Here is a 16,739-nt window from a genome sequence, read left to right as displayed (position 1 = left end):
GTCGGCAAGACCTGCAGACGAAAACAAACGGACAACCTGACCAGCTCCTTTAAGGCGCACAGTTTGAAAAGTGTAAACGGCGATGACAAATCAGCGGTCTCCTCTCGATAATCTGAATATGCGCCGTGAGCGCCGTCCGCTGGCATCGCTTGAGGAATTGAACCGCACTTTATCCGCTCTTGAAAATCATCTCGCCGGGCGACAGGAAACGGAAAATTATCCCCGCCACACACAGGCTGCCGATGAAACGGCATCACCTGATGCCCTTGAATTTCTTCGTACTGATCCGGTCGCCGCATCACACACACAAACGGCACCTGTGTCAGCGGACAATCCGCACAAGGAAGCTCTGGCTGCCATTGCCGACGAATTACAGCGTTTGCGCGCCCGTACAGAACTGAGACAGGCAGCAGCCATCAGCGAAAAACTGCAACCGTCAGAGACTGGCACCCGGCATAATCCGGCACGCCTTTCCGCTGCTGACCGCTTCATCGCCGGCACCAGCACTCTGTCAGCCAATAACAGCCCGAATACCGATGCAGTTATGCGCCGTGACTTCGAGGAGCTGAAGCGGACTGTTGAGACTCTGGCGCGTGAAGAATCCCTGCGCCGTATGAGCCATCGCTGGGATGCGCTGGATGAGCGCTTTGACAATTTTGAACAGCAGCAGACTGAGAAATTCCATGCCAGTCAGTCGGCACATATTGATCCGGCTCTGGATGCGATCACGACACGCCTTGATGATCTGCGCCATGCTATTGAACAGCTGCCGGACAATCAGAGCCACTCCCTTCGTCAACTGGACGAACGTCTGGATGAAATCAGCCGCGCAATTCTTGCGACCAGCTATCATCGCCAGCAGCCTGAGCAGGAAAACGCTGTTTTTGAAGAACTCGACCGCCGTTTTGCCGATCTGACCAGTCATCTGGATGAACAATATCGCAACAGTGCCCATAAAACCGCGCTGAATGATGACCGGTTTATTCAGGCGCTGGAAAGCCGCCTCGATCTTATTACCCGCCAGGTATCGGAACAAACTGCTGCATTGCAGGCTGTGCCGGCAGCACCGGCCGCCGATCAGCAACTGATGCGCAATCTCGAAAAGCAGCTGGGCTTTATCACAGAACAACTCAGCAAGCCGGAAAGCCTGCTGCCTGAACTGGCAGAGATCAAGCCACGTCTTGATGTGATTGAACGCGCCATCGACATTAACCGCGACACAGTTCTGAGCGCTGCCCGTGAAGCCGCAGAAGAAGCTATTCGTCAGGTTGTGGACAAGGGTTCCTCCCGCGACACAGATTTTGCCCGTCAGCTGGCGGACGATCTTAAGGCGCTGGAACAGCTGACCCGTGATACGGATGAGCGTAACAACCGCACCTTTAACAAGGTTCATGATACATTACTGAAAATCGCCGAGCGGTTAGGACAGATTGAAAAAGACAATCTGCAGAAACCGCCTTTTGCCCAGCCTTCGCGTTCTGCAGGCCAGTCGCGCGAACAGAATAATGCAACACGTTTTACCAGCCAGTTTTCTATTCCTGAATGGGGCAATGATCCGGAGCAAGCCGCAGGTAACTCTCCGCGCAACACAGCATTTTCCGCTGTGCCTTCACCGGCTGCTGCCGCTATTGAAGCCGCACGCGCTGCTGTCAAATCTGCTGCCAATCCTGTGCCGGGAAAAATGGCTGCAGACACAGAAGCTGAAACAACTGGCACAACCCGCAAATCACTGCTGAGCGGCCTCGCTCAGGCTGTGCGCCGCTCCAAGCCCAATGGACCTGCTGCAGCTGCAGCCGATGCGTTTCAGATTGAAGACACGGATTTGCTGACACTGGATACTCCGTCTGCTGCAAACCGCATGCCGGTCAAATCCGAAGAAGAAAGCACCGACCAGACCCTTGCGGCAATGCCGGACCTCAACGCTATTATCCGCCGCGTGCGCGATGAACAGCGTGGCCGCGGGCCGGATCATAATCCTGCAGCCGGCAAATCTGATCTCATCAGCGCGGCACGGCGTGCGGCACAGGCTGCAGCAGATGAAACCGGACGCCTGCGCGATCAGAACCTGAGCGATAGCACTCTGGCTGGCGATATCACATCGGATGAAGACCGCACGACTGCTGCAGACAAGCCAAAGCGCTCCCTGCGTAAGCCGCTTCTGCTGGCCATCGGTGCAATTATCATCGCTGTCACCGGCTTACAGCTTGGCAACATCTATCTGACAGAAAAACAGGACAGCGTTGTTCCGCAGTCACCGGATCTGGCCAGTGTGCAGCCGGCACCGGTCAATACCGCTCCGGCTGTGATTGAAGACAAGAAGCCTGCTTTGCCGACAATCACCACACTTGATAATCCGGCTCAATCGGAAGAACAGACTGCATCAACACTACAGATTACCAGCCTGAACCATGGTCCGGTCTATGACGGCACAGAGGCGCAACCGCTTGGCTCGCGCGAATTTCCGACAGAGCCTCTCTCTGCCAGACCTATGACCGGCAGCACACAGGCCGTGATCAAACCTGTTGTCATCAATCCTCCGGTAGCATCCGCGCCGGATATACAACCGCTGCCGGAACTGCCTGCAAACGGCACGCCCGTTGATACGGCTCAGGCTGAAACAGCAATACCGGATCAGATGACAACACAAAGCCTGCCGCAAAAGAGCGAAGCTGCTGCAACGGCGAAACTGACCGCAGCCCCTGCTGTGCCGAAAGAAGCCGGCCCGATTGCACTGCGCAATGCCGCCGAAAGCGGCGATGCCCGTGCTCTTTATGAAATCGGCATGCGCTATACAGACGGCCGCGGTGTTGCCAGCGATTTTGCGGAAGCTGCCAAATGGTATGCGCTGTCTGCGGAGCGTGGTTTTGCACCTGCACAATACCGCCTTGCCAATTTCAACGAAAAAGGTCTTGGCATGCCGCGTGATGCTGCCAAGGCAACACAACTCTATGAACAGTCCGCTGCACAGGGCAACGCCAGTGCCATGCACAATCTTGCTGTGCTCTATGCCATGGGACCGGACGGCAAGGCAGACCATGACAATGCTGCTAAATGGTTCTTCCGCGCTGCAGAACTCGGCGTAAAAGACAGCCAGTATAATCTGGGTATTCTGACCGCTAAGGGTTTGGGTCGCACGCAAAATCTGGAAGAAAGCTATAAATGGTTCGCATTGGCTGCCAATGCCGGTGATACGGATGCAGCTGACAAGCGCGATCAGATTGCAAAATCCCTCAAGCCTGAACAACTGGAGCGGGCAATCAACCTGACCAAGCTCTGGAAGCCGAAGGACATGATTGAGGATGCCAACTCGGTCAGCATTCCGGATGCCTGGGCTGATGACAAAGCTGTCACCACAGCTTCCGTCGACATGAAAAAAGCCGTCCGTAATATTCAGCTGATCCTGCAGAAAAACGGTTATGATGCAGGCACGGCAGACGGTGTTATGGGCAATAAAACCAGAGAAGCGATTTCCGCTTTTCAGAAAGCCAATGGCATGAAGCCGACCGGCGAAGTGGATCAGAAACTGGTTGAAGCACTGCTTGCCAAAAACAGCTGATTTGCACCGGCAACAATCAGCAATAACAAGAAATCATACCCCTTTGCCGTACTGACAGAGGGGTATTTTTATGGCGGGAACGCATAAAATTGCGGCCTAACTGCAACACCTGTCACACACAATCTCCGACGGCTATTCAGGCTGACGGTTTCGCATCATCTTATGCACAGTGATGGTTTGACTTGGCGCGGCCAAAGGCGCAGAAAATTAACAGTTTTTTGCGACGATGAGTGTGTTGCATACAAGAAGCACGCAAAAAACGACATCAGCATATGGTATTTTCAGGTTTAACGCCGCAAATGGCGGCTAAACTCAGAATTCTGTCAGGTCACGAAGAATAACCGCCCGCCGCCATCGAAAAGCTGCAAAGTCTGACGATAGGCCGGGTATTATTTTCGGGAGAACTCTGCGGGGAACTTAGCTGTACACCGGATAAAGGGATACAGATTTCAATCTCCGGCAGTGTCATAGTAATGGTAGTGGGTCGTGGGTATTTATCTGCCAATAGCAGAAATTTCAGTCAACATGCTGGTTCTTCTCGGCATGGGGGCGGCTGTCGGCTTTTTGTCAGGTCTGTTCGGCGTTGGCGGCGGATTTCTGATTACCCCTCTGCTGATCTTCTATAATATTCCGCCCGCTATTGCTGTTGCCACCGGTGCCAATCAGGTTATCGCCTCCTCCGTTTCCGGCGCACTTACGCATTTCAAACGCCGGACACTGGATTTCAAACTGGGCATATTGCTGGTGATCGGCGGTCTTGTCGGTTCTCTGGTCGGTATTTACATATTTTCGCTATTGCGTGATCTCGGTCAGCTCGATCTGATTATCTCCCTGCTTTATGTGGTCTTTCTCGGCTCTGTCGGTGGTCTGATGGCCGTTGAAAGCTGGCGCACCCTGCGCCGTAACAAAGACGGCAAAGCACCGGATGTCCGCCGCTCGGGGCAACATAACTGGATTCACCGCATGCCGTTCAAGGCGCGTTTCCGTGCCTCGATGATCTATGTCAGTATTATTCCGGTACTGGCTATCGGCTTTTGTATCGGCCTGCTCTCATCCGTTATGGGTGTCGGCGGCGGTTTCATCATGGTTCCGGCGCTGATTTATCTGCTGCGCGTTCCGACCAATGTGGTTGTTGGCACATCGCTGTTTCAGATCACTTTTGTAACTGCTTTTACAACGGTCATGCAGGCGACCAATAACCATACGGTTGATATTGTACTGGCCTTTTTGCTGATGGTCGGCGGTGTGATCGGCGCACAATACGGCGCAAGAGCCGGACGCAAATTGCGCGGCGAGCAATTGCGTATGCTGCTGGCATTGCTGGTTCTTGCCGTTGCTCTGCGACTGGCTTTCGGCCTGTTCATTCAGCCGGATAATCTTTTCTCCATCGGCTTTGCGGATGAGTAAGATGAAACAGATTATCCGCAAAAGCTTACTGGCAACCGTTTTGCTCTCCGCACTGGTACCGCTCCAGAGCGGTAATGCCGCGACACGGATAAAAGAGCGCGGACAGGAAATGGCTGCGGTCACCAATCTGCAAGACCCGCAGCAATTGCCGGAAACAATCGAGATCGGTCTTTCGACAGAAACGATTGCCATTGCCTCCAATTTCAGCGGCACCAATCTGACAATTTTCGGTGCGCTGGATAATGCCGATCCGCTGATCCGCAGGCAAGGACGCTACGATATTATCGTGGTGCTGGAAGGCCCGCAGCGTAATCTCGTCGTTCGTGAAAAATCACGTTATCTCGGCGTCTGGGTCAATGCGGATTCCGAAACATTCACATCTGTGCCGCTTTCCTATTCTCTGGCATCCACGCGACCGCTGCAGGATATTACCGATGAGAAAACCTATCGCCAGCTCTCGCTTGGCGTGAATTACTTCGCGCTGAACCCTGAATATGGCACGCTCGCTGATCCGAATGCCATGCGCTTCGGGCAGGAGCTGCGCGACCTGAAATCCCGTCAGGGGCTTTACAGCCAGAAAGTCGGCTCGGTCGAATTCGTTTCACAGACCTTGTTCCGTGCAACTCTTGCTCTGTCAACCAATGTGCCAGTCGGGCGGCACAAAGCCCGCGCTTTGCTGTTCCGCCATGGCGTATTCATCGGGGAAGCTAATACCCATCTCAATATTGTCAAAGCCGGTCTGGAGCAGCAAATTTTTGAGGCAGCGCATCAATATAGTCTTGCCTATGGTCTGTTTGCTGTTTTTCTCGCCGGCCTCACAGGCTGGCTCGGACAATTGCTGTTCCGTAAAGACTAGAGCATTTCACAGTCAAGTTGGATCAACTTGACGGCAGTGATAATGCGACCAAATAAAGAATTTAGAGCGAGCGCTATGATCCAATCTGGACGTAAACCGCTCTAATTAGTCAGGTCGTAAAAAACGCGGATGTACAGTGAATATCCGCGCTTCACTGCGCAAATGCACGTCAAAACCACTCACATCAAACAGGCCGCGGAATGCCTTATCCAGCACGTTAAGGCTACCCGTATAGGTACCAAATGCCGGCATGATCAGGCGGCGCCCATTATTGACAAAACAAGAACGCCGTACACTGCGCCCCTGCCGTATAATCTTTGCTGCGGGGTGCAAATGACCAGCCACCTCACCGGGATTATCTCCCGCAAGCGGCTCGTGCCTGAAGATCAGACCGCCAAGCCTGAATTGCGCCATGCTCTCCCCTTCAAGCCCCGCCGGATGTACCGGATCATGATTACCCTCAATCCATAGCCATTGGCGGCTTTTCATCATCTGGCGAAGCAAACCGGATGCCTCATCTGCCAGCCGCGATGCGCCATGACAATCGTGAAAACTGTCTCCGAGACTGATGACACAAGATGGCTGATAATCATCAATGATGGTCTTGAGCAGCGCTAATGTGGCCAGCGTATCATAAGGCGGCAGCATCATACCGCGCCTAGCAAAGAATGACCCTTTTTCCAGATGCAGATCAGACACCACCAGCGTCCGGTATGACGGCAGGTATAATACCCCGCGCGGATCGAGATGGCACAGCGTATCATTGATGAGAATATCCGCGCCGCCCTGATGCGCCTGCTTAATTACACTTGTCAATTTTCCAGTGCCTCACGGGTCATATCTTCCAGCAAATCATCATCTGTTCCGGCAACCCGTTCTTTGCCGATTTCCAGCATCACAGGCAATGCCAAAGGCGAAATATGCGGCAGGTTACGATGAACAATGTGATCGCGCACACGCTGCAACATTGTTCCGAGACGGGCAATGTCCAGCAGCCCCGCTGCGGCCTCTGCCCGTGTGGCTTGCAGTAAAATATGATCCGGTTCGTGGCTGCGCAACACATCATAGATCAGATCCGTGGAAATCGTCAGCTGTCTGCCGGTCTTTTCCTTACCCGGATGACGCCGTTCAATCATGCCGGAAATCAGCGCACAATTGCGGAAAGTACGTTTCAGCAGATAGCTTTCATCCAGCCATGCCTCCAGATCATCGCCGAGCATATCCTGATCGAACAATGTATCCAGCGATAATTCACCACCTTCCATCATCGCATTCAGATCACGTGCCGCCCACAGCCCCAGCGAATAATCCGTTGCCACAAATCCCAGCGGCCGTGCACCTGCCCGATCCAGCCGCCGCGTCAGCAACATCCCCAATGTCTGATGCGCCAGCCTGCCTTCAAACGGATAGCACACCATATAAAACCGGTTCTGGCGTGGAAAAGTCTCGACCAGCAATTCATTATGTGCCGGCAGCACGGAGCGGTCACGCTGCAATTGCAGCCAGTCACGCACCTGATCCGGCAATTGCTGCCAGCTTTTGTCATCCGCCAGCATCGCACGGACTTCCGAGGCCAGATAAGTTGAGAGCGGAAATTTACCGCCCGCATAGACCGGCACTTTCGCATCCTCGCCGGAGGCCTGCGACACCAGACATTCATTGTCGCGGATACCTTCAAAACGCACGGTCCGGCCTGCAAAAAAGAACGTATCGCCCTGTGTCAGCGTTTCGAGAAAATACTCTTCGATACGCCCTAATATCCGCCCTCCGCGCATGGGGCTGGCGGCGCTTCCTGCAAGTTTGCGCCCCTTACGGATCATGCGGATATTCAGTTCCGGCGCTTCAACAATCGTACCGATATTGAGGCGATATTGCTGGGCAACTTTACCATTGCTGACACGCCAGCGCCCGTCCGGCATCGGGCGGATTTTTGCAAACCGCTCATAGACACGCAGCGCATAACCACCGGTTGCCACAAAATCCAGCACACGGTCAAACTGATGGCGGGATAAATGCTGATAGGGCGCTGCAGAACATATTTCTGCGTAAAGCATATCCGCATGAAACGGTTCAGCACAGGCCATGCCGAGTATATGCTGCGCCAGCACATCCAGAGCCCCGTCAGCCAGAGGCGGTGTATCCTGCACCCCTTCTACATTGGCAACCAGCGCCGCATTGCATTCCAGCACTTCAAAACGGTTTGCAGGCACCAGAACTGCGCGGCTTGGCTCATCCATACGGTGATTGGAGCGCCCTATACGCTGTGCCAGTCTGCTGGCACCTTTCGGCGCACCAATATGGATAACCAGATCGACATCACCCCAGTCAATCCCAAGATCAAGAGTCGAGGTTGCCACAACTGCGCGCAGAGCATTGCGGGACATTGCCTCCTCCACACGACGACGCTGTGTGGCATCCAGCGAACCGTGATGCAGGCCGATCGGTAAGGTCAGCTCATTGATACGCCAGAGCTCCTGAAAAATCCGCTCTGCCTGCGATCTGGTATTCACGAAAATCAATGTCGTGCGGAATTGCCGGATCAATTCATAGACATCGCCGAGTGCATAGCCGGCACTGTGACCGGCCCATGGTATCCGCTCACCGGATTGTAATATGCTGATCTCCGGCTTTGCTCCGCCCTGCACAGTAACCAGTCCGGCCAGTGCAGGAGTATCACCCTGCGTAACCAGCCAGCGACGCAGATCATCCGGCTCTGCCACTGTTGCCGACAGGCCGATTGTCTGCATCTGTAGTGCAAGATTGCGCAGCCGTGCCAGCCCCAGTGCCAGCAACTGCCCCCGTTTTGAAGTGACCAGCGCATGCAACTCATCAAAAATTACAAAACGCAAATCCGCGAAGAAATCTGCCGCATCTTTACCCGCCAGTAACAGAGCCAGTTGCTCCGGTGTGGTGAGCAATATATCCGGCGGCGCTAGTTTCTGCCGCTGCCTTTTATGGGCAGGTGTGTCCCCTGTGCGGGTTTCAATAGTTACCGGCAGCGCCATTTCCGCAACTGGCTTCGCCAGATTGCGTTCAATATCAACAGCCAGCGCTTTGAGCGGCGAGATATAAAGTGTGTGAATACCGGAACGGCGCGGCTGATTACGCGCACCGCTCTGTGCACGCAATGTCAGATCAGTCAGTGCAGGCAAAAAACCGGCCAGCGTTTTACCGGCTCCGGTGGGTGCAATCAGCAATGTGGACTGCCCCGCCAGACTGCGCTCCAGCAATTCACGCTGGTGTTGGCGCAGCTGCCAGCCTTTATCCGCAAACCACTGTACAAAGACAGCGGGCAGAACATCTTGACCGGAAGATTTATCGGCAGCGGATATTGGTTTCACAGGGTGAATGTAAGGTGCATCCCGACAGGTGTGAAGTCCCGTTTGTACTTAAAGCGTCACGGATTGATCTCTGTTCAGACAACAGAAAGCAGAAACCGTACCGGCTCAGCATTTTTGGGCAATAAAGACATAGCCATCGAGATATTCTCCGCGATCAAGGCGCAGAGCAATGCGCTGATAATTCAGCAATTCAAAACGACTGACTTGTAATAAATTTTCGATATAGCGGGCAGAATGGGTAAAACGTAAAGATGGCTGCAAAATCATATCATCACATGAACCGTCTGAACTCTGCGCTTCAGACCGGTCATGTGTTTCCACCGAGAAGGCAAACACCCCTCCTCTCCGCAAACATTCCGCGGCCAGAGCGAAAGCGCGCTCCAGCTGGCCGATATAGATAAACACATCGGCAGCAAGGATCATATCCGGCTGCGGCAGATCCTCATCGACCAGATCCGCCTTACGGCACTGGTTTACATCTGCCTTAATCAGCCTTGTATAAATCTGCTTCTCATCCGCCTTTTTCAGCATGGCTTCTGAGAGATCCGCACCGCTCAGCAAACCGCTGCGCTGATGAATTTCCTCTCCCATCAGACCGGTGCCGCAGCCCAGATCCAGCACATGCTGGTAGCTGCGTTCCGGAAAATGTCTGGCAATCAGTCCCGCCAGTTTTTGCGGCCCGCAATATTGCAGTTTATCGACCAGAGATTCCTCGAAATCCGGCGCATAGGCATCAAACAGTGCCTCAATATAGGCAGGCGGTGCCGCATCAGGCGTTTCACCAAGACCGCATTGTGCCAACTTCAGTCCCGCGCCAAAACGGTCTTCAGGATCAAGCTTCAGCAGCTGTCGCCAGAGAGCCACAGCTTCATCTGTTTCGCCCGCATTTTCATGCATTTCGCTGAGCATAAACAGGCCCGCAGGCCATTGCCGGAATTGGGATGTCAGATAATCAAGCGACTGGCGCATCAGGTCGGCTGCTGCGGAATGGTCTCCCGCCTCAGACATCATGACCGCATAATGAGCACGGCGATCCGCTATCAGATCACCGGAAGAGAAAAATGCCCGCGCCATTCTTACCGCATTTGTTGCAGAGCACGCGATATGCAGTGATGCGGGGCATTTGACAAGATATTTTTTTGCAACCCGAACGGATTTCACACAGCCAAAGCGGGTTCAAATATAATGTTCACTACAAACATACGGTCGCATTGATCCGCACCGCTATGGTCTTGTTTAACGCTGCGTCCGGTCTATGTTATTTCCATGCGTCCTGAAGAACTGCTGCACCCTGCCCCTGAGGGGCTCTATTGTCCGGCCGGTGATTTCTATATCGATCCGGTGCGTCCGGTTGACCGCGCGCTGATTACCCATGGCCATGCCGATCATGCCCGTGCAGGCAACAATCATGTGCTGGCTACAAGCCAGACGCTGGATATTATGCGCATCCGGTTTGGCGAGCATTATGCGCGCACCAGTCAGATCGCTGATTACGGAAAACCGCTCAGTATCAACGGTGTTACGGTCACCTTTTATCCGGCGGGCCATGTATTAGGTTCCGCACAGATTGCAGTGGAATATCAAGGAACCAGAATTGTCGCCTCCGGCGATTATAAACGTGTTTCGGACAAAACCTGCACACCCTTTGAACCCGTGGCCTGCGATGTCTTCATTACCGAAGCCACTTTCGGTCTGCCGGTTTTCCGGCATCCGCAACCAAGCGATGAAATTGCCAAGCTGCTGCAATCCTTACAGCTTTTGCCCGAGCGCAGCCATATTGTCGGCGCCTATGCGCTTGGCAAGGCACAGCGGGTCATCAGCCTGCTGCGTCAGGCCGGTTATGATGCCCCCATCTATCTGCATGGCGCCTTGGAGAAGCTTTGCCAATATTATCAATCTCAGGGTATTGCCCTCGGAGAGCTGCGTCCTGCAACTTCAGAAACAGCACATCAAAAAGCAGATTTCGCGGGCAGCCTGATTATTGCCCCGCCCGCTGCAATGGCTGACCGCTGGTCAAGACGGTTTCCTGATCCTGTCAGCTGTTATGCCTCCGGCTGGATGCGTATCCGCCAGAGAGCCAAACAATCCGGAATTGAATTGCCACTGATCCTTTCCGACCATTGCGACTGGGATGAGCTGACCGATACAATCACGGAACTCTCTCCTTCGCAGGTTTGGGTGACACACGGACGCGAGGAAGCTCTGGTACGCTGGTGCACTCTCAACACCATCCCGGCGAAACCGTTGCATCTCGTCGGCTATGAAGATGAGGCAGACATATGAAAGCCTTTGCCGCATTGCTCGACAGGCTGGTGCTCACGCCTCGACGCAATGAAAAACTGCTATTGCTGGCCAATTATTTCCGCACACAGACTGACCCTGACCGCGGCTATGCACTGGCCGCGCTAGCAGGTACACTTGAGCTAAACAGTGTAAAACCCGCACTGTTGCGCGCACTGACCATGACACGCGTCGACAGCGAATTATTTGCCTATTCCTATGATTATGTCGGCGATCTTGCGGAGACGATTTCTCTGATCTGGCCTGCTGCCGATAATGTGCAGCCGGTCAATGACTTGTCCCTCGGCACTGTTATCACAACACTCCAGCAAACATCGCGCAATGCCGCGCCGCAACTGGTTGAGACTTTGCTGGATGCGCTTGATGTCTCTGAGCGATACGCTCTTTTGAAACTCGTCACCGGCGGCTTACGGATCGGCGTTTCCGCGCGGCTGGCAAAGCAGGCACTTGCGGATTTCGGTCAGGTTGAACTCAGCGAGATTGAGGAATTGTGGCACGGGCTGACCCCGCCCTATGTCAGCCTGTTCAACTGGCTCGACGGCAGGAGCAGCAAGCCGGAAAATAATAATCCGGCACCGTTTCGTCCCGTCATGCTGGCGACGCCACTGGATGAGACTGAAACAGAGAAACTCACGCCGGAGGATTTTGCGGCAGAATGGAAATGGGATGGTATCCGCGTACAGGCCGTCAGTGAAAACGGGGTCAAAAAGCTTTATTCCCGCAGCGGTGATGACATTACCCACGCCTTTCCCGATATTGTCTCAGCCATCCGTTTTGAGGGTGCAATTGACGGAGAATTGCTGATCCGCCATGCAGACGGCAAAACAGAACCAGCCTCTTTCAATGCTTTGCAGCAAAGGCTGAACCGTAAAACTGTCTCTGCCCGTCAATTGCAGGATTATCCTGCCTTCATCCGCGTTTATGATCTGCTGCATCGCGGCAACCGTCTCACCGGATCAGATTTGCGCAATCTGCCTTTTGCGCAAAGAAGGCAGCATCTGGAAACCTTCATCAAAGAGCTTGATCCGTCTTATTTTGATCTTTCGCCACTGCTTAACTTTCAGACATTTGCCGAACTGCGGCACCTGCGCAACCACCCGCCACACGCCGTGATTGAAGGCCTGATGCTCAAACGTACGGACAGCGTTTACAGTGCAGGACGACCAAAAGGCCCGTGGTTCAAATGGAAACGCGATCCCTATATTATCGACGCGGTTCTCATTTACGCCCAGCGCGGTCACGGCAAGCGTTCAAGCTATTATTCGGATTTTACATTTGCGGTCTGGTCTGATGACAGTGAACAGGCACAACTGCTCCCCGTCGGCAAAGCCTATTCCGGCTTTTCCGATGAGGAAATGAAACAGCTCGACCGATTTGTACGGGAGAACACAATTCAGCGCTTCGGGCCTGTACGGGCTGTCAGGGCAGACCGGCAGCACGGGCTTGTTGTGGAAGTCGCCTTTGAAGGGCTGAACCGCTCCACACGCCATAAATCAGGACTGGCTATGCGCTTTCCGCGCATTTCCAGACTGCGCTGGGATAAGCCGCCGGCACAGGCCGATATTATACAAAATCTGATGCAGCTTTTGCCGGATGATACTCCGGCAAATTGATTATTCTACGGTTTTAACCCGGATTGTATAAATATCGATGCTTTTGCCTGTGCCGTTAATATCACTGGTCAGAACAAGACGGCCGGAACTGTTTGCCGATGACACTTCGGGAACCGGAAGATCAAACAGTAAACTGCTTTGCTGGTCTGTCACATCATAACGCTTACGTCCGCAATCACCCAGAGAGCCCAGATCGCAACTGACAGACATTTGCACGGTTCCGCCGTCGTCACTGCGCACCATGACTTCAAATGTCGCCTGTTTGCCTTCAAGCTGATCCAGCACACCCTGGCCAATATCAAAGCTGGCCGTATCGGCTGCAGTCGGCGATTTAATACGGACATAACGGGCATTGCCGGAGCCGCCGATTTCAGCAGTCGCTTTTCCCTGAACAGAAATGCGATCCGGTTGCGCAGGGGTGAAAATTGTCACCCAGTCTTTACTGTCGGCCTCATTACCCTGCATCACAGGACCGGCATTGCCGGATTGCGCAAGCGGCGCATTTCCTACCGGCCCGATGGTGACAAAACTATTATAGAGCGACCAGCCGATAAAGCCGGCCGTTACCAAAAATGCTACGGGCAGCGCCAAAGAGAAAATGCGGGATTTTTTGCGTTTTTTCGGCTTTGCAGGCTGACTGAGCCCCTGTTCATAACCCAGATCAGGCTCGGATTCCGCTTTGTTTTTATGCTTACGGGAACCTTTGCCCTGAGAGCGTACATCACTATGATCCAGTTCAGGAACACCCAATCCGCCATCATATTGCGGCGCAGGTGCAAGCATTTCCTCATCAGAAACACGGTTCGCATTCGCGCGCATTTCCTGTTCGATATGGGAAATTGCAGCTTTCAGCTTCTCACGCCGCTCAGCACGTTGCGGATCTGAAAGCTGGGCATTCGCAGCCATTGCGCGTTCATGTGCGCTCCAGACGGATTCATAAATCCGCTGACGCACAGCCGGATCAGACGAATCCGCTTTGGTCAAAGCGTTGCGTATTGCACTTTCGATGCCCTGCAAAATTGTCCCTTCCTACTACCGGCTTTATACGCGGATGCTCTTATTGATGCACGAATAAGCAGATCAACGCATTAACTTATTTTTAAGTCTTATGAAATCCTAACTATCACAGGGATATAAAAAGATTATATACGATCTTAACATATTGTTCCACAAAGACTATTTGCGCGAAAAATCTCTATTTCCATAATATGCCGTATCGGCGCATCTTTAGTAAAATTCCCGCTAAGGCATAAACATGTTCACTTGGCATATTTCACAGTAAATATTGCATATAAGTCAACCACCAAGCTTTCCTGAACCAAAATGATACAGTTTTTTATATTTTGCCTTTGACATCCTGCAATCCTTGCCAACAATATACCGTTTACGTTTACGTCAATTACGGGACTGCAATATGGCTCTACCGGATATTCTCAAAAACAATCTGCGCTTACCGGCAATCGGTGCGCCGCTCTTCATCATCGCCAATCCTGCACTGGTTATGGCGCAATGCAAAAGCGGCATTGTCGGTGCATTTCCGGCACTGAATGCACGCACTGCCACACAGCTGGATGAGTGGCTGGCAGAGATTACCGAAGGGATTCAGCAATATAATCAGGAGAATCCTGACCGGCCCGCTGCCCCTTTTGCCGTCAACCAGATTGTGCACCGCTCCAATCTGCGTTTGCAGCAGGATCTGGAATTATGCGTCAAATATAAGGTTCCGGTTGTTATTTCCTCCCTCGGCGCGGTGCCGGAAGTGAATGCCGCAATTCACTCCTATGGCGGAGTTGTACTGCATGATGTCATCAATAACCGTCATGCCAATTCAGCTATTCGCAAAGGCGCAGACGGACTGATCGCTGTCGCCGCCGGTGCCGGCGGCCATGCGGGAACACTGTCCCCTTTCGCGCTGATTGCTGAAATCCGCGAATGGTTTGACGGTCCTGTCGCCCTGTCCGGTGCCATTTCCAGCGGACGTGCTATTCTTGCAGCACAGGCAATGGGCGCAGACCTTTCGTATATCGGCTCGCCTTTTATTGCGACCAAGGAGGCCAATGCTGTTGACGCCTATAAGGACATGATCGTGCAATCCAGCGCGAAAGATATTGTCTATTCCAACTATTTTACCGGCATTCATGGAAATTATTTGCGCCCGTCGATTGAAGCGGCAGGCATGGATCCCGATCATTTGCCGGAGGCTGACCCGAGCAAAATGGACTTCCATAAAGCCACCACCGGTGCAAAAGCCTGGAAAGATATCTGGGGTTGCGGTCAGGGGATTAGCGCAGTCAAAGAAGTGCTGCCGGCCGGAAAATTGGTGGAACACTGGATTGAGCAATATAAAGAAGCAAAATCCACGCTTTGCCAGGCTTAACAAGGTCGCAAAACGTCTTAAAAACAGTGGTATAACTGAGATTTACTCTCTGATAGAATAAGCGAACTTGTTCATTTTATCAGAGAGTTTTAATTCTCCTGAATGACATAACGGAAACCGTTTCTTTTTGCTTTTGCGCCTTGCAATCAGAATGAGATTTCGTTATCACGCGCCCGAACAGACTGCATAAAATCACTGCATTCTGACGGGAGTATCTCCCTGCCGCTTTAGCTCAGTTGGTAGAGCACATCATTCGTAATGATGGGGTCACGTGTTCGAGTCACGTAAGCGGCACCAATAAAATCAAAGTCTTACTACCATTTAAACTTGGTATATTCAGAATGGATTTTCTCTCGGGTAACGAATAGGGTACCCTTGAACCCAACACCGTTAGAAAAATCATACGTGCAATCACACAGTTTACAGATTTCAATGAGCGTAACGATCCCCACGGCGAGAATGATTGTGCATCATGGAAGTCGATAACTTAAGCATAATGTGAAAAATTGATTACTACGATGAAACGCTCACGCAGCACTCACCTGATTCGGCAGATCCTAATGTTACTGTACGTATTCTCACAGTCATGCTAGCGGATGAATACTAATGCGTTCTGAACACCTAATCGGCCACACTGCTGCACCCTCCTCCAGAATAAGCGCTTACAAACAAGGTGAGTTTGATGAGTTATGCGGCATTTATGCAATCATCAACAGCATACGATGGTCGATCCGGCAACACCCTTTGGCATCAAAGGGCCCTCACTGGAATAACCTATTCGGTGTATTGAACCATTACGCAGTCACAGAATTGAGCAATTTAACGATCGCCTCAAGCGGTTTAGGGCTCAACAACATGATATGGTTGGTACGCACAGCTCAAGAGCATATGCTCGACGTTCAGAAATTGACTATTCTGACAGAGCGCCTTTTTGCACTTGGTAAGCCAAATCATCCCAATCAGATAAGAGAGAATCTGTTCAACTACCTCAGTAAAAGTAACAGTTCAGCCTTGTTCGCTCTTTATGGTCGCATCAATCATTGGACAGTACCGACCGCACTTACCCATAATAAAATCAAATTATTTGATAGTAACCACTTTTAATTCATGTCTGAAAAATCCCTTTACGTAACGAATATTAAATCAAAAAATAAACACCACACCTACACCCAACCAAGTAATTTCATATTCTTGTCAGATAAGTTTAAATGAAATTACTATAAATTTTAAATATATATTGATGTCATTAAGCACGCTTTCAGAAAACATGAATAAAATTATATACTTA

At 52.2% G+C, this 16,739-nt stretch carries 12 protein-coding genes, 1 tRNA gene and 1 pseudogene; 10 read left to right on the top strand and 4 right to left on the bottom strand.

Features of this window, described 5'->3' with window-relative positions; genetic code table 11:
* Positions 1–82: 82 nt before the first annotated feature.
* The 3 genes from HBA93_RS09210 (at position 83) to HBA93_RS09200 (ending at position 5,819) form a co-directional block, all read left to right on the top strand.
* Positions 83–3,556, top strand: a complete 3,474-nt coding sequence (locus HBA93_RS09210) for a peptidoglycan-binding protein (RefSeq protein WP_221723082.1) — start codon at positions 83–85, stop codon at positions 3,554–3,556.
* Between the two features lie 486 nt (positions 3,557–4,042).
* Positions 4,043–4,963, top strand: a complete 921-nt coding sequence (locus HBA93_RS09205) for a sulfite exporter TauE/SafE family protein (RefSeq protein WP_022711093.1) — start codon at positions 4,043–4,045, stop codon at positions 4,961–4,963.
* 1 nt (position 4,964) lies between these two features.
* A complete protein-coding gene (locus tag HBA93_RS09200; protein WP_121993711.1) occupies positions 4,965–5,819 on the top strand; it encodes a TIGR02186 family protein in 855 nt (284 codons plus the stop codon).
* Positions 5,820–5,924: 105 nt separating this feature from the next.
* On the opposite strand, the gene pdeM is transcribed toward HBA93_RS09200, so the two are convergent.
* From pdeM to HBA93_RS09185, 3 genes are all read right to left on the bottom strand, one after another.
* Complete coding sequence (pdeM, locus tag HBA93_RS09195) at positions 5,925–6,635, bottom strand: ligase-associated DNA damage response endonuclease PdeM (RefSeq protein WP_221723081.1); 711 nt, start codon at positions 6,633–6,635, stop codon at positions 5,925–5,927.
* Positions 6,632–9,160, bottom strand: a complete 2,529-nt coding sequence (locus HBA93_RS09190; RefSeq protein WP_221723080.1) for a ligase-associated DNA damage response DEXH box helicase — start codon at positions 9,158–9,160, stop codon at positions 6,632–6,634. Before HBA93_RS09190 ends, pdeM begins: the two co-directional genes overlap by 4 nt.
* A 105-nt stretch (positions 9,161–9,265) precedes the next feature.
* The gene (locus tag HBA93_RS09185) at positions 9,266–10,234 is read right to left on the bottom strand and encodes a methyltransferase (protein WP_221723079.1); all 969 of its coding nucleotides are present in this window, start codon (positions 10,232–10,234) and stop codon (positions 9,266–9,268) included.
* Between the two features lie 192 nt (positions 10,235–10,426).
* On the opposite strand from HBA93_RS09185, the gene HBA93_RS09180 reads away from it, so the two are divergent.
* A complete protein-coding gene (locus tag HBA93_RS09180; protein WP_221723078.1) occupies positions 10,427–11,443 on the top strand; it encodes a ligase-associated DNA damage response exonuclease in 1,017 nt (338 codons plus the stop codon).
* On the top strand, positions 11,440–13,074 hold the full coding sequence (locus HBA93_RS09175) for a cisplatin damage response ATP-dependent DNA ligase (protein WP_221723077.1): 1,635 nt from the start codon (positions 11,440–11,442) through the stop codon (positions 13,072–13,074). Before HBA93_RS09180 ends, HBA93_RS09175 begins: the two co-directional genes overlap by 4 nt.
* Here HBA93_RS09175 and HBA93_RS09170 read toward each other — a convergent pair whose 3' ends face one another.
* Positions 13,075–14,091, bottom strand: a complete 1,017-nt coding sequence (locus HBA93_RS09170) for a hypothetical protein (RefSeq protein WP_221723076.1) — start codon at positions 14,089–14,091, stop codon at positions 13,075–13,077.
* Between the two features lie 397 nt (positions 14,092–14,488).
* Here HBA93_RS09170 and HBA93_RS09165 point away from each other — a divergent pair, with 397 nt between their 5' ends.
* From HBA93_RS09165 to HBA93_RS09145, 5 genes and pseudogenes are all read left to right on the top strand, one after another.
* Positions 14,489–15,451 carry an NAD(P)H-dependent flavin oxidoreductase gene (locus tag HBA93_RS09165; RefSeq protein WP_221723075.1) on the top strand — a complete coding sequence of 321 codons (963 nt, stop codon included), beginning with the start codon at positions 14,489–14,491 and terminating at the stop codon, positions 15,449–15,451.
* Between the two features lie 221 nt (positions 15,452–15,672).
* Positions 15,673–15,748: transfer RNA gene (locus HBA93_RS09160), tRNA-Thr, on the top strand.
* 89 nt (positions 15,749–15,837) lie between these two features.
* Positions 15,838–15,942 (top strand): annotated as a pseudogene (locus HBA93_RS24510) (DUF3768 domain-containing protein); the annotation flags it as partial.
* 14 nt (positions 15,943–15,956) lie between these two features.
* The gene (locus HBA93_RS24505; protein ID WP_221723204.1) at positions 15,957–16,058 is read left to right on the top strand and encodes a DUF3768 domain-containing protein; all 102 of its coding nucleotides are present in this window, start codon (positions 15,957–15,959) and stop codon (positions 16,056–16,058) included.
* Positions 16,058–16,555, top strand: a complete 498-nt coding sequence (locus HBA93_RS09145; RefSeq protein WP_221723074.1) for a hypothetical protein — start codon at positions 16,058–16,060, stop codon at positions 16,553–16,555. Before HBA93_RS24505 ends, HBA93_RS09145 begins: the two co-directional genes overlap by 1 nt.
* Positions 16,556–16,739: the final 184 nt, after the last annotated feature.

The sequence above is a fragment of the Ochrobactrum sp. SFR4 genome, from assembly GCF_019730395.1.
Lineage (GTDB): Bacteria > Pseudomonadota > Alphaproteobacteria > Rhizobiales > Rhizobiaceae > Pseudochrobactrum.
The sequence above is the reverse complement of the archived record's forward strand: the minus strand, read 5'-3'. Positions and strand labels throughout refer to the sequence as shown.